Source organism: Clostridium neuense (genome assembly GCF_045310695.1).
GTDB lineage: Bacteria > Bacillota > Clostridia > Clostridiales > Clostridiaceae > Clostridium_S > Clostridium_S neuense.
The window spans coordinates 340,681-360,401 of sequence record NZ_JBJIAA010000001.1 but is presented as its reverse complement, the minus strand read 5'-3'; the positions used below and the strand labels follow the sequence as shown (position 1 = coordinate 360,401).

The following is a 19,721-nucleotide window of genomic DNA, read 5'->3' as shown; positions in this document are numbered from 1 at the left end:
ATGAATAAAATTTTTGGAATAGATTTAGGGACAACATATTCCTGTATATCTTATGTAGATGAGTATGGAAGACCGGTGGTTGTACCTAATGCTGAAAATGAAAGGATAACACCATCAGTTGTGTTTTTTGACGAAGATAATGTTATTGTTGGTGATGTGGCAAAAGAAAATTCAAAGATGTATCCTGAAGATGTTGTTGCTTTTGTAAAAAGAGCTATGGGAGATGAAAATTTTTACTTTGAACATGAAGGAAAAACATATCACCCAGAAGAAATATCAAGCTTTGTGCTCAGAAAATTAGTAGGAGATGCAGAGAATATTTTAGGAGAAAAGATAGAAGATGTAGTAATAACATGTCCAGCATATTTTGGAATAAACGAAAGAGAAGCTACAAGATTATCTGGAGAAATAGCAGGGCTAAATGTAAGAGGAATTTTAAATGAGCCAACAGCAGCAGCCATTTCCTATGGTATGGATTCAGAAGAAAATAAAGTTGTTTTGGTATATGACTTAGGTGGAGGAACCTTTGATATAACAATGATAGATATAAACAAAGATTCTATAAAAGTAATCTGCACAGGAGGAGATCACAATCTAGGCGGCAAGGATTGGGATGATGCTCTTATTGCTTATATGGCAAATCAATATAAGGAGATAACAGGAAAAGAAGAAGATATATTAGAAGATAAGGAAACTTGCCAAGAACTTCAACTCTTAGCGGAAAAAGTGAAGAAGACGCTCTCACAAAGAGAAAAAGCACCAATATCAATAAATTATGAAGGTGAAAGAGCAAAAATAGAAATTACAAGAGAAAAGTTCGATGAATTAACTTATGATTTGCTTCAAAGGACTGTAAGCTTAACAGATGAAATGCTTAATGAAGCAAGAAAGAAAAATTACAATAGCTTTGATGAAATACTCTTAGTTGGAGGGTCATCAAGAATGCCTCAGGTAGAAAAAATTATAAAAGAAAAGTATGGTATAGAACCTAAGATTTTTGATCCAGATGAAGCAGTTTCAAAAGGAGCAGCATTATATGGATGGAAGCTGTCTGTAAATGATGAACTCGTAAATAGAATTTCACTTGAAACAGGACAAACTCCAGAAAACGTAAAACAAGGCATAGACGAAAATAAAATAGAAGAAAACATAGTTGAAAAGGCAGCAAAGCAGGTGGCAGATGATACAGGCTATACTTTGTCTGCAGTAAAAGCCTCAAATGTAAGAGTAGTAAATGTTGTAAGCAAAAGCTTTGGAGTAGTTACATACAACAATGAAGGAAAAGAAGTAATATACAATTTAATATTAAAAAATTCAGAGGTTCCGGCGGAATTTACAGAAAGATTTGGTACACATGATGAAAATCAGGATAATGTACTAATAAGAGTAGTAGAAGATGAATTAAATGATAGAGTTATAGATTTTGAGTACGGAAAAGAAATAGGACAAGCAGAATTAATGCTACCAGAAAATTTACCAGCAAATTCACCAATTGATATAACCTTTAAATTAAATGAAGAAGGAAGACTTGACATTTCAGGAATAGAGGCAGTAGAAAAAAGAGAGGTAAAGACTGCTATAGATACAAGTTCCGTGATTAAAGGAAAAGAACTTGAAGAAGCAAAAGAAAGAAATAAAAATATAGAAGTATCATAAAGTTGAGGTATAGATGAGTATGAAATATAGTTTGGGAATAGATCTTGGCACAACATTTTCTGTAGTATCTGTTATCGATGAAAAAGGAATTCCAAAGGTTTTGAATAACAGTGAAGGAAAAACTTTAACACCATCTGTAATATATTTTGGAGAAGAAGATGTGTTAGTAGGAGAAGAAGCCAAGGAAATGCAGGCGATGGGCGATGAAAATGTAGCATCATTTTTTAAAAGAAATATGGGAGATGAGTATTTTGGAATCAATTTTAGAGGTGATTATTATAATTCAGAAAAGCTCTCAACCATTTTACTAAAAAAGTTAAAAAGGGATGCAGAGGCTGCCTTAAAAACTCAAGTTGAAGATGCGGTTATAACTGTACCAGCTTATTTTAATAATTCACAGAGAGAAGCAACGATAAATGCAGGAAAAGCAGCAGGCTTAAATGTTTTAAGCATATTAAATGAGCCAACGGCAGCAGCTATAGCTTATGGAATGAGAAATGATGCTATAGAAAAAAATCTTCTGGTTTATGATTTGGGAGGAGGAACCTTTGATGTTACTCTTGTACATATTGATGAAGCAAGTATAGAAGTGCTTGGTACAGATGGAGACCATGAACTTGGAGGAAAAGACTGGGATGATAGAGTAGCAGTTTATATAGGACAAAAGTTTTTTGAAAAGACAGGGATAAATCCACTTGATGACATGGAATCTTATAATGATATATTAGTTAAATCAGAAAATGTAAAAAAGCAGCTTTCAACAAGAGAAAAATGCCAGGTCAATATTTGCTATGGAGAATTTAAAGAAACCTTTGAATTTACAAGAGAAATCTTAGAAGGTATTACAGGAGATCTTTTAGAAAGAACAAAAAGATTAAGTGAAGATGTGCTTAAAAATGCAGGACTATCCTGGCAAAAGCTAAGTGGTGTTTTGCCCGTTGGAGGTTCTACTAGAATGCCAATGGTAATCGAATATATAAAGAATATAAGCGGAAAAGATGTAGTAGCTGGAATTAATGTAGATGAAGCGGTTTCAATTGGAGCAGCAATAGAAGCTTCAAGGCAGGCAAAGCTTGATGGCAAAAACGTATTTACACTTGGAAGTTATAAAAGAACAGAGGATGTTATGAGCCACAGCCTAGGAATGGCAGCAATAAGTAAAGATGGCACCAAGTATATAAATAGCATTATAATACCCAAGAATAAAAAAATACCTTGCAAGGAAACAAGACCATATGTAATAAGAACAGGAAGAAACAGAAAAAACCTTCTTGATGTTTATATGCTCCAAGGAGAAAGTGAAGATATACAAAAATGCAGTATATTAGGAAAATATACTTTTTCAAATATAGAGCATGAAAGTTCAAAACAAGCAGTAATAGATATAGAATATGCCTATAACAAAAATGGAGTTGTTACAGTTTCAGCAGTGCAAAGAAAAACAGGAAAAAAACTCAGCTTAAGTATTGAAAAATGCGAAGATGATTTACAATGGCTTTATGATGAACCAAAAGAAGAAGAGGAAAAAATCCATAAAAGTATAGTTATAGCTATGGATTTATCAGGAAGTATGAGAGGCGTTCCGCTTGAGAATGCAGTTTTGGCAGCTAAGAATTTTATTTCTGAAGTTGACATGAATAACTCAGAAATAGGAATTGTAGCCTTTGCTAATAAGGATGAAATTGTAATGGATTTAACTAAGGATGAAAAAAGTATTATAGAAGCAATAGAAAATTTAAATTCTGTTAAAGTGGGAACCTCTACTACCTCAGAACCATTTTCAAAGGCATATGAAATGTTAAGAAATGTAGATGGAGATTCCTATATAGTAGTACTTACAGATGGGCAATGGTACGGAAAAAAAGATGTAGTTGGAATTGCAAATAAGTGTAAAGCGGATGGAATAGAAATTGCAGCCATAGGCTTTGGAAGTGCCAAAAAAGAATTTTTGGATAGTATAGCTACTTGCAGGGAAAATTCAATATTCACAGAAGCAACAAAACTTACACAATCCTTCTCAAAAATAGCAAGGGTAATTTCAAAAACCAGTGGAAGCCTTAAATTATTTCAAGGATATGGACAAAAATCTAATTCATTAAATCTTTTAAAGTGAGGTGATAGCTTTGCAAAGCAGTGAAAATTTTTATTTGCTTTTAGGACTATCCGTAGAACCGCAGGAACAGGATGAGGGGAAAATAGAAGATGCCATAAATAAAAAAAGAAGCCAGTGGTCCATGCTTAGGAATCACCCCACTAAAGCTGTAAAGGCAAAGTTTTATTTAAGCCTAGTACCGGAAATAAAAAGGGTTATGCTTGGAAACCCATATGAAAGAAAAGAAGAATGGAAAAAGGCATTAAGAATAAAGAAACAGGAAGAAAAAGATAAATTTAAGTTGTTAGATGAGTGCATACAGCTTTTGTGTTCAAAGGGAACTATTTTTGAAGAAGAAGTAAATTCACTTCAGAGTAAGTTTGGAAGCTTTTCAAAAGAAGAAGTAATGAAAAGAATAAAGGTTCCAGTGCATTTAAATAAAAAAAACTCTTTAAATAAAATAATTAGTGAGAAGAAAATAGATGATACTATAATAAATAAGATAAAGACAAATCTAGAAATAGTAAAGGCTAACTCGCTGTATGATTTTTTAAAGGTGTCAAAGGATTCACCGGTAGGAGTTTTAAAGATGGCATCTAAGTATAAATATGATGAGATAAGAAAGATAGCAGCAAAAGACGCCATAAATACAGCAAGCTCCATTCTTCAGGGATTATGCGACGATATTTTTAAAGATGAAGAAAGTAAAAAAGCATATGATACTTCTCTTAAAAGTGAAAGTATAAGGTATGTTGAGATGGCTTTGGAAATATCAGCATCAAAGGGATATGTATCAAGTGAAGAGTTTGATAATTTAGTAGCTAATATGCAGCAAGAGGGTTTTGAAAAAGAAGAGGCAAAAAATTATATAAAAAATATCTGCTCAAGTAAAAAAATTTCACTTCAGATTCCAGTAAATTTAAGTATAAATTTTATGCAAAGCTGCAGCATATGCGGTAGTGTAAATTATAGGACTTCTAAGTTTTGTTATAATTGTGGCTCGCCCTTAAAAATATCATGCCCTAAGTGTCATAAAATAGTAAATTCTCAAAACAAGTTTTGCGATAATTGTGGGACTAATATAAAAAATATTACAAAAGCGTCACAGCTTATAACATCTGGGGAAAGATGTGAAGCAGCGGGAAATATTGAGAAAGCATATTTTTACGTAAGTGAAGCATTAGCTTTATATCCAGATAGCGAAAGAGCTTTAAAGCTTATGAAGGGTATAAAAAATAAGAGAATTATAATACTTGATAGAGAAACTAAAATACAAAATCTTGTTGAAAAAAAACAGTATTATACTGCTATGAAGGAACTTATCGCATTAAAGCAAATAAACTATTCAAGTTTAGTAGAAGCACTAGAAAATCTAATAAGCAATAAAATCGGAGAAGTTGAGAAGAAACTTAATGAAGCTCATGAAATCAGGGATAAAGACACTTTAGATGACATATATAGTTCTGTTTTAAATATTTGCAGTGATTGTGAAGAGGCTTTAAGATGGATGACCAGATATCCACCACAAGCTCCAAGGTTTTTGAGACATAAAATAATAGGTGATGGTATAAATATAAGCTGGGATAATAGTATTTTAAATAAAAATGTAACCTATAAGGTAATAAGAAAGATGAGAAGTGAACCTTCTTCAATTGAGGACGGAAAATTTATTGGGGAAACGAATGAAAGCCAAATAACAGACTATACAGCTGAACCAGGTCAAAACTATTATTATGCTGTTTTTGCAGTTAGAGGTGGAAGTATATATTCTAGGACTTTTTCTGTTATTGGACCTGTTGTGAGAATTGCTGATGTAGATGATGTTGAAGTTGAAGCAGACTGCGGTAAGGTGATTTTATCTTGGACATCTTCCACCAAAACAAGAGAGGTCGAGGTTTGGAGAAAGGAAGAAGAAGTTCCTGCTGCAAGGGGAGATGGCATTAAAGTAAAGGATGTATCACTTTTTGGTGCAGAAGATATAGGACTTATTAACGGTAAAAGTTATGGATATCGCATAATCTCCATATATAGAGATATGAAGGACAATGAAATTGCATCAGAAGGAGTAACATGTTTTGGAAAACCAATTGTGCCACCTGAGGTCATTACGCAAATAAAGTTATCAAATATAGCCGGAGGAATAAGGGTTAATTTTAAAAGGAAAAACTTCAGCGGAAAAGTTTATATATTGTATTCAAATGAACCTTTTGAATTTGAAGAAGGACAAGTTATAAAGAGAGATAAATTAAGCAAAATTGATAATAAGGCTGTAATAAAAAAAGAGGGAGAATGTGATATAAAAAGCATTGATGATGGAGTTTTGTTTATACTTCCTGTAGTGGCAGAAGGAAATATTGCATCAGTAGGAAGGCAACTGCATATATCTTTTTTAAAAGATGTTGAAAATTTAACAGGATATATTTTAAATAAGAAATTATATCTACAATGGAGATGGCCTAAAGAAATAAAAAAGGTTCTTGTTGGATGGAAATTTGAAAACTTTTGCAGCGGTGTAAATGATCCAGAAGCAAATTATAAGGAAATATCATTTGATGATTATAGTAAAGACGCGGCTTTTGTTTTCGATAATCTAGATAGGACAAATTACTTTTTTACTGTTTTTACAATAGATGAAAATAAATACATAAAGCGCTATTCCTATGGAAGTAAATGCAAAATAAAAAATACTGGTTTTTTTGAGATATACTATGAGATAAAAAGATCAAGAGGTATTTTTCGACTTAACAAGGGAATAACTTTTATACTAGAAAATGACTTCTTAGACAAGGAAATACCAAGGTATGTTTTAGTTGCAAATACAAAAAGCGAGCCTTTAACCATTAATGATGGAAATATAGTGTATAGGGGGGACGATGAAAGAGTTGTTTTAAATTCTATTGATGAAAATATGTTTGTAAGACCTTTTTTAGAATCAAATAAAGAGAGTGAAAAATATAAATTTATGAGAAAATGAAAAAATGTATAATGGGGTAGTGAATAAATTATGAAAATGGTTTTTCTTAGAGATCTTGAACCAGACTACACTATTGGGAAAAGCATCTATAATAGTGATGGAAAGCTTTTAATTAAATCGGGAACTAAAACTACAAGGGACAATATAAATTTTCTTAAGAAAAATATGGTGTTTTTTGTTTATGTAGAAGATGATGCCTTAGATGATGTAAAAATTAATGAAGAGTTTGATAATGTGAGAGCAACTGCACTTGGTGAAATGCCTACAGTATTTAATAACTTACTTACTGGAGACAAGAAAAATGCAGAGCAGTCTATGAAAGTTATGCATAATCTTGTTGATTATATAGTTGCTGATGGCAGTGCGAATATAAATCTTTACGAATTAAAATCCTATGATCAATATACTTACATCCACTGTATTGATACATCAATAATGGCCTGCTTTATAGGTAAATCATTAGGCTATACTGGAAAAAAACTCAAGGAATTGAGTATGAGTGGTCTTTTACATGATATAGGTAAAATAAAAATTCCAAATGAGATAATTAATAAAAAAGAAAAGCTTACAGAAGATGAATTTAAGTCTTTAAAGCTACATACTAAGTATGGAAAAGAAATTATAGAAAAATATGATACCTTTAGCGAGGATGTTTTAAGGGGGATTTACGAGCATCATGAAAAGTATGATGGTACAGGGTATCCTCTTGGTCTAAAGGGAAATAATATAAGTGAATTTGCAAGGATAATATCTGTGTGTGATGTATTTACTGCTGTAAGTGCAAATAGATCTTATAGGAAAAGGTTTAATCCTAATGAAGCCTATGAACTTATTTTGTCAGGCAGTGGAACCTCCTTTGATCCTAATATTGTGCAAAAATTAAGGATGACTTTTTTTGTATATCCACTTGGTTCATGTGTGAGACTTTCAAACGGAGTAGAAGGATATGTTGTAAGGCAAAATAAGACTTTTCCTGACAGACCCGTAATAAGAGTTACTTATGATACTGCAACAAGGCAGCCTATATCGCCTTATGAAGTTGATTTGATGAGCAATTGGAATGTGGTTGTTGAAGAAGTTATTTAAATTGGTATTGAGTATAGAGCATATATGTTCTATACTCTTTTTATAGAATGTATAATATATTAAGGAAAGAAGGTATATAAATGTCAGAAGTAGTAGATAGATTTCTTGAATATATAAAGTTTGACACTAAATCTGATGAGGATTCAAATTCAGTACCTAGTACTGATAAGCAATTGGTATTGGCTAAGAAATTAGTAGCTGATTTAAAAAGCATAGGACTTTCAAATGCTGAGGTTGATAGTAATGGTTATGTTATGGCATCGCTTCCAGCTAACATGGATAAAAAGGTACCTGAAATAGGATTTATATCTCATCTGGATACCAGTCCTGAAATCAGCGGTAAGGATGTAAAGCCTCAAATAATTGATAACTATGATGGAAAAGATATTATACTTAATAAAGAAAAAAATGTAGTTTTATCGCCTAATGAGTTTCCAGATCTTTTAAAATATAAGGGTGAAACTATAATAACAACAGATGGAACAACTCTTTTAGGTGCAGACGATAAAGCTGGAATATCAGAAATAATGTCCGCAGTAAGTTATCTTACTAAGCACAATGAAATAAAGCATGGAACAGTTCATGTGGCCTTTACTCCAGATGAGGAGATTGGTCGTGGAGCGGACTATTTTGATGTGAAAAAGTTTGGTGCTGAGGTTGCTTATACAGTAGATGGTGGTGCTATAGGTGAGCTTGAGTATGAAAATTTTAATGCTGCAAGTGCAAAAGTTATTATAAGGGGTAGAAGTGTTCATCCTGGAGATGCTAAAAATAAAATGATAAATGCTGTTGAAGTAGCAGCTGAGTTTATGAGCTTACTTCCTAAAAGTGAAACTCCTGAACATACTGAAAAATATGAGGGATTTTATCATGCATACAGCATAAAAGGCGGCGTTGAAGATGCTGAAATACAATATATAATAAGGGATTTTGATAAAGAAAGCTTTGAAAATAGAAAAAAATTAATTACTGACACTGCAAACTTTATAAATAACAAATATGGAAGAGAAATTGTAATGGTTGAATTAAAAGACCAATATTACAACATGAAGGAAAAGATAGAGCCTGTTAAACATGTTGTTGATATAGCTTATAAAGCTATGGAGGACCTAGGAATAGTACCTATTGTAAATCCTATAAGAGGTGGTACAGATGGTGCCAGACTTTCGTTTATGGGACTTCCAACGCCTAATATGTTTACAGGTGGAATGAATTTTCATGGTAAATATGAATGTATTCCTACCTTTGCTATGGAAAAAGCTGTTGAAGTTATACTTAAGATAATAGAACTTTATTCTGAAAAATAATAAACGAAAGGTTATTACCTTCAGCTTATGCGAAGCTATAGTATTTAATGTTTAGAAATACTTTGCTTCGCATTATTTTTAACAATTATATAATACGTTTATAATAATAGAGTAGTAGTATTAATGATGTATTTAATAGGTAGTGAGAATTATAGAGGTTTTAATATGGTGCTGTGTTAAAGAATTGTGTTGATATCTTTTATGCATAATTTTTTCAACACAATTCTTTAACACAGCGCTATGCTTAGAATCGGAGGTGGAAAGCATGAAAAATAAAGCTAAGCATCTTGTAGTAATATCTATAGATTCACTTAATTCGCAGGATTTAGGTAGGATAATAAATTTATCAGGATTTTCCAAGATAATAAAAAATGGCTCCTATGCAAAAGAAGTTGTAGGGATATATCCTTCATTAACTTATCCCTCGCATACATCAATAATAACTGGAGTATATCCAGATAAGCATGGTTTATTTACTAATGAAATAATGCAACCGGGTATAAAAAGACAGGATTGGTATTGGTATAAAAAATATATAAAAGTTCCAACCTTATGTGATATAGCTAAAGAAGCTAACATGAAAATTGCAAATGTATTTTGGCCGGTAATGGGAGGAGCTAAAATAGATTATAATTGCCCAGAGATATGGACAGTAAGACCTAAAGAAAGCCAGATATTTAAATCCTTAAGGGCAGGATCTCCTATCTTTCTTTTTAATATATTTAGAAAGTTTGGCAAAATGTTAAAGGGTATAGAAGAGCCACAGCTTGATGATTTTTCCACTGAATCCATAGCATATGTAATAAAAAACAAAAAGCCAAATCTGGTCCTTTTACATTTGAACGAAGTTGATCATACAAGACATAAGCTTGGTTTTAATGCATCTGAACTTGATGAAGTGTTTTTTAGAATGAATGATAGAATAAATAAAATTATAAATGCAGTTAAAGAAGCTGATATATATAAGGACACTGCCTTTGTGATATTAGGAGATCATGGATTTTCTGATGTGGATTATAGAATATGCATTAATACGGAATTTGTGAGAAGAGGACTTATAACTTTAGATAAAAATGGAGATATTAAAGGATGGAAGGCATATTTGAATTATTGTGATGGATCTGCACAGATAAAAGTAAAGGATAGGAATTCATCTAAGATTGTAGAAAATATATTTATGGAACTTAAGAATTTAAAACCATGTCCAATAAGAAAAGTATACACAAAGGAAGAAGTTGAAAGAGAAAAAAGAATTACAGGAGATTTCGATTTTATGATAGAAGCGAATGATGGCTACTATTTTGACAATGATTGGAAGGCTCCAAAGGTCATAAATGAAATAGTAAAATCAAGATCCAGAATTAATGAACAGGATTACTTTGTAGCTACTCATGGATATGATCCTCTTAAGACTAATTATAGAACATTTTTTGCAGCAGCAGGACCTTCAATAAAAAGTGGATTTTCTTTGCCAGAAATAAAACTTGTGGATGAAGGGCCCACTATGGCCAAAATGCTTGGATTAAATATGGAAAATGTCGATGGAAGGGTAATTGAAGAAATATTTACATAAATAAATTTGAATAAAATCTCCTATTAGTACGCAATTTGTATTATAATTATATATGTGTGTTATACGGATTAACAAGTGTTTGTCCAGTAAAGAATATATTTGCTATAGAAAAAAGAGGAGGGCTAAATTCATGAAAGCTGTTGTAACAGTTATAGGTAAAGATAAAGTGGGGATTATTGCGGGGGTAAGCTCAATTTTAGCAGGAATTGATGTTAATATTTTAGACATAAGTCAAACGATAATGCAGGAGTATTTTACCATGATAATGCTTGTAGATACTTCCTTTTCAAGTATTTCATTTGAAGAAATAAAAGAGAAACTTGATGAAGCAGGTAAAGAACTTGGAGTTTCAATAAAAATACAAAATGAAGGTATATTCAATTCAATGAATAGAGTATAAAGGAGAATTTCAGATGAATACTAGTGAAATAATGAATACCATAAAAATGATTGGTGAGCAGAAGCTAGATATACGTACCATAACCATGGGAATATCCTTAAGGGATTGCTGCAGCTTTAATGGGGAAGAATCTAGAAAAAGAATATATGATAAAATAACAAAATATGCTGAAAATCTAGTAAAAGTTGGTGAAGAGATAGAGAGGGACTATGGAATTCCTATAATAAATAAAAGAATTTCAGTTACACCTATTGCTATGATAGCTGAATCTTCAGATGATACAGATTATGTTGAGTATGCAAAAACTCTTGATAGAGCAGCAAAGAATGTTGGAGTTGACCTTATTGGAGGATTTTCAGCTCTTGTTCATAAAGGATGTACTAAAGGCGATAAAATTTTGATGAACTGTATTCCAGAAGCACTTCACAGTACAGATATAGTTTGCAGTTCTGTAAATGTGGGAAGCAGTAAAACAGGAATAAATATGAATGCAGTAAAAGAGATGGGACAAATTATAAGGCGAACTGCAGAAATGAGTGCAGACACAAACGGAATGGACTGCATGAAGCTTGTTGTATTTGCAAATGCCATAGAAGATAATCCATTTATGGCAGGAGCTTTTCATGGTGTTGGAGAGGCTGAGTGTATAATTAACGTTGGAGTTAGTGGACCAGGTACAGTTAAGGCAGCTCTTGAGACAGTAAAAGGCGAAAGTTTTGATGTTGTTGCTGAAACTATAAAGAAAACTGCGTTTAGAATAACAAGAGCAGGTCAGCTTGTTGCAAGAGAAGCTTCAAGAAGACTTAATGTCCCTTTTGGTATAGTTGATTTATCATTAGCACCTACACCGGCAGTTGGTGATAGTGTAGCAAGAATATTAGAAGAAATGGGAGTTGAAGCTTGTGGTGCACCAGGAACTACTGCAGCATTGGCAATGTTAAATGATGCTGTTAAAAAAGGTGGAATAATGGCAGCAGCACATGTTGGAGGATTGAGCGGTGCTTTTATACCTGTAAGTGAAGATGAAGGTATGATAGCTGCAGTTGAAAGCGGAGCACTTAATCTTGAAAAGCTCGAAGCTATGACTTGTGTATGTTCAGTTGGACTTGATATGATAGCAATACCAGGAGATACTCCAGCCGAAACAATTTCAGGTATAATAGCTGATGAAGCGGCTATAGGAGTTATTAACAATAAAACTACGGCAGTACGTGTAATCCCTGCAATTGGTTTAGGTGTTGGAGATAGCGTTGAGTTTGGTGGTCTATTTGGAAGAGCACCCGTTATGCCAGTAAGCAAGTTTTCATCAGCAGATTTTATAAATAGGGGTGGAAGAATTCCTTCACCTATACACAGCTTCAAAAACTAACAATAGAAATGTTTTCCGCATTATGGAAAACATTTTTTTTTTAATCTCATTGAAAATTTGGTTTACAATTAGTTATGTAAGTAATATCAATAGATTTATCGAATAGATTTAAATATCAAGTTAGCTTTAGGCATAAAAAAACGAAAGAAATAAAGAGAATGAATAATAAAAAAGTATATCTTATAAAATAGATATATTTGAAAATTGATATAAAAAATTTTCTCATGTATAATATGCTAAGTACAAGATATTGTGTTATGGAGGGAATTTCATGCTAAATGTAGTAAAACGTGATGGAAGAGAAGTAAAATTTGATTCCAATAAAATTTCAAATGCTATAAAAGGTGCATCGGATGAAATAGGTTTTAATATAAAAGAAAGTGATATACTTAATTTAACAGAACAAGTTATAGGTGAGCTAGAAGGAAAACATATTAATAAAATATCAGTAGAAGAAGTACAAAATCTAGTGCAGGATATATTATTTGAAAATGAATACAGAGAAATAGGTTTAGCTTACTGTAATTATAGAAACGAAAGAACAAAAGTAAGAGATATAAAGTCTGACTTAATGAAAGCTATAGAAAAAATTGGGGTTGAAACAGATAGAGATAATGCTAATGTAGGAAATAATTTTAGTTCAAAGCTTTTAAGAATAGCAAGCGAATCAAACAAGTGGCATAATCTTGCTGTAATGCCTAAAAAGATTTCAAAAGCACATGAAAATGGAGACATCTATCTTCATGATTTAGACAGTTATAATCTTACTACAAACTGTTTACATATACCTACAAAGGAAGTTTTAACGAGAGGATTTAATACAGGCTATGGATATATAAGAAAGCCTAAAAGAATAGAATCTGCTGCAGAATTATCATGTATACTGCTCCAATCAACACAAAATGATATGTTTGGAGGACAATCTCATCCTGACTTTGATAATGACATGGCAGAGTTTATTGAGCCAACAAGAGCTGATATCAGAAAAGAACTTAAGGAATTTGGAATAGAAGAAGAAAAAATAGAACAAATAACTGAAAGAAAGCTTATAAGAGCACTTGAACAGGCAATGCAGGGTATCGTATATAATCTTAATACTATGCATTCTAGAGCTGGTTCGCAAGTTCCATTTTCATCTATTAACCTTGGAATTCCTAAAACAAAAGATGCAGCACTTGTTTGTGAAGTTTTTCTTAAGGAATATGAAAAGGGACTTGGTAGAGGAGAGCAACCTATCTTCCCTAACATAATATTTAGAGTAAAAAAGGGAGTAAATAGAGAAAAAGAAGATCCATACTATTACCTTTATGAACTCGCATGTAGAGTAGCCGCTAAGAGAATGAATCCTACATTTATGAATATTGATGCTGATTTTAATAAAAAGTATTATGATAAAGGTTATTTGCCAGCTACAATGGGATGTAGAACATACTTAATGTCAAATGTAAATGGAGAACCTGGAGTTAAGGGAAGAGGAAACATAGCACCAACAACTATAAATTTGCCAAGAATAGCAATAGTAGCAAAGAAGGACGTAGATAGATTTTTCTCTATTTTAGATTCAAGACTTGTAATAGCTAAGGAAAGCCTTTTAAATAGATATAGCGTATTAAAGAAACTTAGAGTTAAGGATTTACCATTTGTAGCAGGACAAGGACTTATGAAGGGCGCAGAAGGATTAAAGCCAGAAGATTCAATAGATCCTATATTAAAACAAGGAACGTGGGCAATAGGATTTATAGGACTTGCAGAAGCACTTGTTGCACTTATAGGACATCATCATGGAGAAAATGAAGAGGCAAGAGAACTTGGCTATAAGATAGTTGAGTACATAAGAAAATATACAGATAGACTTATAGAGGAAACTCATCTTAACTGGAGTTGTTATGCTACACCAGCAGAAGGTTTGTCTGGAAAGTTTATAGTAAAGGATAAGGCAATTTTTGGTGAAATACCGGGAGTAACAGATAAGGATTATTACTCAAATAGCTATCATATTCCAGTAGGATATAATATATCAATAAAAGAAAAAATAAATATAGAAGCTCCATATCACGCTTTATGTAATGGTGGACATATATCATACATTGAACTTGATGATTACCCTGATGCTCAAACTGTAATGGATATTATAAATTATGCTTATAGTAATACAAATATAAGTTACATGGGAATAAACTTCCACATAAGATATTGCAGACATTGCGGAACATATTTAAGTACTTCCGATACTAAATGCCCAACATGTGGTGATACAGATATACAAGGAATTTCTAGAGTTACAGGTTATTTAAGTTTAGATGAAAGATTTGGAGCAGGAAAGTCAGCAGAAAGAGCTGATAGAATATCACAGGCCAGCGGAAAACACGTTTACGAATAGGTTACATGAAAGCTTAAAATGAGAAATACTATTGTTTTACAAGTAATAATTTGAATACTTTAATCAGTTGACAATTGACAGAGGAAAATCTTATAACTAACAACTGTAAACTAATAACTATTAACCTCTAACTGTCTAATATCAATTGTCCACTGTTAACTGTAATAGTGGGGTGATTAAGTGAAATTGCAGGTAGCTGGTTTTTTGGACAACTCTCTTGTCAATGGAGAAGGACTTAGAAGTGTGCTTTTCGTATCGGGTTGTAATAGAAGATGCCCAGAATGCCAGAATGAAGCAATGCAGGATTTTTCATATGGTGATAAAGTTGATAGTAGTGATGTTTTAGATAGAATTAAAAGCAACATGCCGTTAATTAAAGGGGTTACATTTTCAGGAGGAGACCCATTCGAACAAGCAAAGCCACTTATAGACCTTGCTAAAGAAATAAAAAAACTAGAACTTAATATATGGTGCTATACAGGATATACCTATGAAGAAATTGCAACAGGAAATGACGAATACAAAAAAGAGCTTTTAAAATACTTAGATGTACTGGTAGATGGACCGTTTAAGATGGAGCTCATGGAAAATGCGCCTAAGTATGCGGGATCAAGCAACCAAAGGGTATTAAGACTTAAAGACGGAAAAATAAAGAACCAGTGATAAGTAACAAAGGACAGGTGACAAGTTAAGGTGAGTTTTTCTCCGCAACTTGTCACCTGTCACTGTTTTTAAATGGTTGGTATTAATACTCTATTAGTTCCACTTAAATTTTCTTCAATAATTAATTTACTTTCGTGAAGTTTTTCTGCATTCTTCATACTAAGAATGAATTTATCAATACCATCTATAGGAAGTGAAATCAATGGCGTTTTGTAGTGCATAGGTACTACAATTTTGCTATTTATTTTCCTGCATAGTTTTGCAGCCTCATCGCCATCTATGGTAAAGTTACCACCAACAGGAATCAAAAGCACGTCTATATTTCCAAGTGAATTAATCTCATCTTCTGATAGAACATAGCCTAAATCTCCAAGGTGGCAAATTTTTATGTTATTTATTTTAAAAGTGAAAATGATATTTTTTCCCCTTGCGGCACCTTTTAAATTATCATGATAGGATGGAAAACCTATTATTTCGGTGTTTTCATATTTATATGTGCCAGGTTTATCAAATATTAAAATATTTTCAGGAAAGTTTTTTATGCAATCATGATCAAAGTGATGATGACTTATGGTTACAACATCAACTGCACCTTTATATGCTTTATATCCTAAGGCTTCATCAAAAGGATCAGTTAAAATTTTTTTATTTTCATCTGTTTCTATTAAAAAACAAGACTGACCAAACCAAGTTAAATTCAAATTTATCACACTCCTACTTAATTAAGATAAACCATATTAAATTTGAAATTCATGTATACTATAAGGATGTTTTCTGGGATGAATTTCATTAATTCGATTATATATAAGTATATCACTATTTAAAATAAAAATGTATTTTGTATTAATTAACTGTAATTGTACTAGATTTTAAATTATGCTATAATAAATAGCGATTTGAGTTTAGAATTTTATAATATTAGAATATAAAAAGGCAGGTTTAAAATATGAGTAGAATGTTTGGAACAGATGGAGTAAGAGGAATAGCGAACGCGGAACTTACTGCTGAATTAGCCTATAAGTTAGGAAGAGCTGGGGCATATGTTTTAACAGAAGGAACCCACAAACCTAAAATATTAGTAGGAATGGATACGCGAATTTCTGGAGATATGCTTGAAGCTGCATTAGTATCCGGAATACTTTCAGTTGGAGCCGAGGCTATATGTGTAGGAATAATTCCAACACCTGCAGTTGCATATTTAACTAGGAAATATAATGCAGATGCAGGAGTAGTAATATCTGCTTCTCACAATCCAGTAGAGTATAATGGAATTAAGTTTTTCAATGGGACAGGTTATAAATTATCTGATGAATTGGAAGACAAAATTCAAAGCGTTATAGAAAGTAATTTTGAGGGAGTACCACTTCCTACAGGTGAGAGCGTTGGAAGAAAGGTAATTGAAGAAGCTGCAATTGACGATTACATAGAATTTGCTAAAAGTACTATAGATATCGATTTAAAAGGAATAAAGGTAGCATTAGATTGTGCTAATGGAGCATCGTATATAACTGCTGTTAAGACCTTTAGAGAACTTGGAGCGGATGTTAAGGTTATAAACAATGATCCAGATGGTATAAATATAAATGCAAACTGTGGATCAACTCATCCTGAAGAACTTATGGATTATGTTGTTAGAAAAAATTGCGATTTAGGACTTGCTTTTGATGGTGATGCTGATAGATGCCTTGCAGTTGATGAAAAAGGAAAGCTTATAGATGGCGATTTTATAATGGCCATTTGTGGTCAATATCTTAAGGAGCAGGGCAAGCTTAATAAAAATGTAGTTGTAGTTACTGTAATGAGCAATATGGGTCTATTTAAGGCTCTTGATAAGGTTAATATTGATACTGTAAAAACCAAGGTTGGAGATAGATATGTTCTTGAGGAAATGCTTAAGGAAGGTTATAAACTTGGAGGGGAACAATCAGGTCATATAATATTCTTAGATTATAATACTACAGGTGATGGACTTGTAACAGCACTTCAGTTATCAGCTATTGTTAAAAAGAGTGGAAAGAAGTTATCAGAACTTGCAGCCATGATGAAAAAGCTTCCTCAGGTACTTGCAAATGCAGAGGTTCCAAATGATAAGAAGGATATATATATAACAGATAAAGAAATAGCAGATGAAATAGTAAAAATTGAAAAGGAACTTGACGGAAATGGAAGAGTTCTAATAAGACCATCTGGAACAGAACCACTTGTTAGAGTTATGCTTGAGGGAGAAGATCAGAAATTACTTGATACAATGGCTCATGGATTGGCTAAGAAAATACAGGAAAAGGCAAATAGATAATAGAGCTGCCTTACTAAAAATGTTTCGTCACATTAAAAAACTCCTATAAATCTAAGGTAAAAAAATCACAAGATCCTAAGATATTTCAATAACTCGCTGAAAATAAGCTCAGACAATTGAAATATCTAAGTATTTTGTGATTTTTTTACCAAGATTTATTAGGAGTTTTTTAAACTGTTCCTTCAGCATTGTTAACTAGATTTTAAAACTTTTAGGTTATATATATTATTGTGTTTATATTTTTTACTTGGTTATAATAAACATATATAAGTAAAAAATTTTGAAAGGAAACTACTATGGAGAAGGGTAAATTGAACATAAGAAAATTTATTGTTGAAGTTGTTAAGATATCTTTAGATGATGATATTTTTGCTCTGGCGTCTCAATTGGCTTATGGACTACTTTTTTCACTTTTTCCTTTTTTAATATTTTTAATGACACTAATAGGATTTAGTAATATAAAAGGTTATGAGGTTCTTCAAATATTTGAAAGAATAATGCCAGAGCAAGTATATGGTTTAGTTAAAGGAATAGTTTTAGAGGTTACAGAGAAAAAGAATGGAAATCTTTTGTCCTTCAGTTTAATTGTAAGTTTATGGGCATCAATGTCTGGATTTAATGCCATAATAAAAGGACTTAATATGTCATATAGAGAAGAAGAAAGAAGAGGATTTTTGAAGGTTCAGTTGGTATCCTTTATATTTACAATGGGTCTTATAATTACTATATTTGCAATAACTGTTTTGATGATATTTGCAAGTGTAAATGAACCTATTATTTCAAGATGGTTTCATCATCCAGAAATAACATCCTTCTTGTGGGATTTTATAAAGTATTTTATTTTAGTTTTAACAATGCTGTTCGTATTTTCAGCTGTTTATAGGTATACTCCAGCAAAAAAGCATAAATGGAGTGATGTAATTTGGGGGGCTTTGTTTACAACTGTAGGTTGGGTGATATCATCCTTTGGATTCTCATATTATATAAATAACTTTGGAAATTACTCTAAAATCTATGGAAGTATAGGGGCAGTTATAGTTCTAATGACTTGGCTTTTTATGGGATCATTTATACTTATTCTTGGTGGAGAAATAAATTCTGCAATATTAAATAAAAATATTTATAAATAAATCATATTAAATATTTACACAATAGTAATTTTAGTGTAAAATTTAAAATTGCGTAAGATAAAAATAAAAGCAATTTTTTTACGGTTTTGTTCTTATATGATAAGCGAATGTAAAGTGATTTTGTGTATATAAATTTTTTAGGATGGAAGGGTATAAAAGTGAAAAGCTTTTGGGTTAAATGCACTGTGGTTATAATTGCTTTGACCATGGTATTTAGTTTTGGTGGATGCAGCAAAGGACAAAATGATAAAGGCGCTAAAGTTGCTCAAACTCAACTTGAAAAAGATAAATTAGAGATACAGCAATTTGTAAAAGAATATTACGAAAGTGAAATTCCGAAAGATGAGGAATATCTAAAGGGTTTTTTTGTTAATCCTAGTATTGCAGATATACAGACTATTAAAAAGAAATTTAGTGTTTTTAGCATAGAAAAAATTAAATTTAATGGTGTTTATAATGTAAAGAAGGAGGGAAGACTTGCTGCAATGACAGGTAGCTTCAATGCATACTTCAAAAGTATATCAACTCCAAGACCAGATGTTGAAATAGTTATACTTATCAAGAAAAATAATAAATGGTATTTTTTAAATGATGACTCTAGTTTAAATGAAAATGAATTAATGTGGGAAAATAATCAAAAGCGAATTCAAAACAAATTTATTGTAAGTAGCAAAAATATGAATAAAATACTTGAAACAAATAAATCTTTTGATGAAGCAAATAAAGATTATATGAATCAATGTAAGAATAAATTTCTTGGTAGCCAAGGAGATAAATAAAAGCTTTTAACATGCT

14 protein-coding genes are annotated in these 19,721 nt (G+C 31.9%); 13 read left to right on the top strand and 1 reads right to left on the bottom strand.

The features are described from left to right. From ACJDT4_RS01565 to nrdG, 10 genes are all read left to right on the top strand, one after another. Window positions 1-1,656 carry an Hsp70 family protein gene (locus ACJDT4_RS01565; protein WP_406785771.1) on the top strand — a complete coding sequence of 552 codons (1,656 nt, stop codon included), beginning with the start codon at window positions 1-3 and terminating at the stop codon, window positions 1,654-1,656. Between the two features lie 19 nt (window positions 1,657-1,675). Next, window positions 1,676-3,769, top strand: coding sequence for an Hsp70 family protein (locus ACJDT4_RS01560; protein ID WP_406785770.1), 2,094 nt, complete (start codon window positions 1,676-1,678; stop codon window positions 3,767-3,769). A gap of 10 nt (window positions 3,770-3,779) precedes the next feature. Continuing rightward, window positions 3,780-6,722 carry a double zinc ribbon domain-containing protein gene (locus ACJDT4_RS01555; protein WP_406785769.1) on the top strand — a complete coding sequence of 981 codons (2,943 nt, stop codon included), beginning with the start codon at window positions 3,780-3,782 and terminating at the stop codon, window positions 6,720-6,722. A 30-nt stretch (window positions 6,723-6,752) separates the two neighbouring features. Continuing rightward, window positions 6,753-7,808, top strand: coding sequence for an HD-GYP domain-containing protein (locus tag ACJDT4_RS01550; protein WP_406785768.1), 1,056 nt, complete (start codon window positions 6,753-6,755; stop codon window positions 7,806-7,808). Between the two features lie 80 nt (window positions 7,809-7,888). Beyond that, window positions 7,889-9,115: a peptidase T gene (gene pepT, locus ACJDT4_RS01545; RefSeq protein WP_406785767.1), complete on the top strand. Its 1,227-nt coding sequence runs from the start codon at window positions 7,889-7,891 to the stop codon at window positions 9,113-9,115. A gap of 265 nt (window positions 9,116-9,380) precedes the next feature. Then, window positions 9,381-10,688, top strand: coding sequence for an alkaline phosphatase family protein (locus tag ACJDT4_RS01540; protein ID WP_406785766.1), 1,308 nt, complete (start codon window positions 9,381-9,383; stop codon window positions 10,686-10,688). Between the two features lie 130 nt (window positions 10,689-10,818). Next, on the top strand, window positions 10,819-11,088 hold the full coding sequence (locus tag ACJDT4_RS01535) for an ACT domain-containing protein (protein ID WP_406785765.1): 270 nt from the start codon (window positions 10,819-10,821) through the stop codon (window positions 11,086-11,088). Window positions 11,089-11,101: 13 nt separating this feature from the next. Continuing rightward, a complete protein-coding gene (locus tag ACJDT4_RS01530; protein ID WP_406785764.1) occupies window positions 11,102-12,457 on the top strand; it encodes a PFL family protein in 1,356 nt (451 codons plus the stop codon). A 271-nt stretch (window positions 12,458-12,728) separates the two neighbouring features. Further along, on the top strand, window positions 12,729-14,837 hold the full coding sequence (gene nrdD, locus ACJDT4_RS01525; protein ID WP_406785763.1) for an anaerobic ribonucleoside-triphosphate reductase: 2,109 nt from the start codon (window positions 12,729-12,731) through the stop codon (window positions 14,835-14,837). A 180-nt stretch (window positions 14,838-15,017) separates the two neighbouring features. Beyond that, window positions 15,018-15,500 carry an anaerobic ribonucleoside-triphosphate reductase activating protein gene (gene nrdG / locus ACJDT4_RS01520; protein ID WP_406785762.1) on the top strand — a complete coding sequence of 161 codons (483 nt, stop codon included), beginning with the start codon at window positions 15,018-15,020 and terminating at the stop codon, window positions 15,498-15,500. A 68-nt stretch (window positions 15,501-15,568) separates the two neighbouring features. Here the strand turns inward: nrdG and ACJDT4_RS01515 are convergent, their stop codons facing one another. After that, a complete protein-coding gene (locus ACJDT4_RS01515; RefSeq protein WP_406785761.1) occupies window positions 15,569-16,210 on the bottom strand; it encodes an MBL fold metallo-hydrolase in 642 nt (213 codons plus the stop codon). Window positions 16,211-16,446: 236 nt separating this feature from the next. Between ACJDT4_RS01515 and glmM the strand changes: the two genes are divergently transcribed. The 3 genes from glmM to ACJDT4_RS01500 all read left to right on the top strand — a co-directional run bounded on the left by glmM (window position 16,447) and on the right by ACJDT4_RS01500 (window position 19,705). Further along, the gene (glmM, locus tag ACJDT4_RS01510) at window positions 16,447-17,796 is read left to right on the top strand and encodes a phosphoglucosamine mutase (protein WP_406785760.1); all 1,350 of its coding nucleotides are present in this window, start codon (window positions 16,447-16,449) and stop codon (window positions 17,794-17,796) included. A 311-nt stretch (window positions 17,797-18,107) separates the two neighbouring features. After that, entirely contained in the window at window positions 18,108-18,926 is an 819-nt protein-coding gene (locus tag ACJDT4_RS01505) for a YihY/virulence factor BrkB family protein (RefSeq protein ID WP_406785759.1), read from the top strand. Window positions 18,927-19,084: 158 nt separating this feature from the next. Beyond that, on the top strand, window positions 19,085-19,705 hold the full coding sequence (locus ACJDT4_RS01500; protein ID WP_406785758.1) for a hypothetical protein: 621 nt from the start codon (window positions 19,085-19,087) through the stop codon (window positions 19,703-19,705). Window positions 19,706-19,721 lie beyond the last annotated feature (16 nt).

What these genes read in the sequence shown, in the direction of transcription:
- ACJDT4_RS01565 (WP_406785771.1), top strand. Translation starts at nt 1, where the DNA reads ATGAATAAAATTTTTGGAATAGATTTAGGGACAACATATTCCTGTATA.
- ACJDT4_RS01560 (WP_406785770.1), top strand. Translation starts at nt 1,676, where the DNA reads ATGAAATATAGTTTGGGAATAGATCTTGGCACAACATTTTCTGTAGTA.
- ACJDT4_RS01550 (WP_406785768.1), top strand. Translation starts at nt 6,753, where the DNA reads ATGAAAATGGTTTTTCTTAGAGATCTTGAACCAGACTACACTATTGGG.
- pepT (WP_406785767.1), top strand. Translation starts at nt 7,889, where the DNA reads ATGTCAGAAGTAGTAGATAGATTTCTTGAATATATAAAGTTTGACACT.
- ACJDT4_RS01540 (WP_406785766.1), top strand. Translation starts at nt 9,381, where the DNA reads ATGAAAAATAAAGCTAAGCATCTTGTAGTAATATCTATAGATTCACTT.
- ACJDT4_RS01535 (WP_406785765.1), top strand. Translation starts at nt 10,819, where the DNA reads ATGAAAGCTGTTGTAACAGTTATAGGTAAAGATAAAGTGGGGATTATT.
- ACJDT4_RS01530 (WP_406785764.1), top strand. Translation starts at nt 11,102, where the DNA reads ATGAATACTAGTGAAATAATGAATACCATAAAAATGATTGGTGAGCAG.
- nrdD (WP_406785763.1), top strand. Translation starts at nt 12,729, where the DNA reads ATGCTAAATGTAGTAAAACGTGATGGAAGAGAAGTAAAATTTGATTCC.
- glmM (WP_406785760.1), top strand. Translation starts at nt 16,447, where the DNA reads ATGAGTAGAATGTTTGGAACAGATGGAGTAAGAGGAATAGCGAACGCG.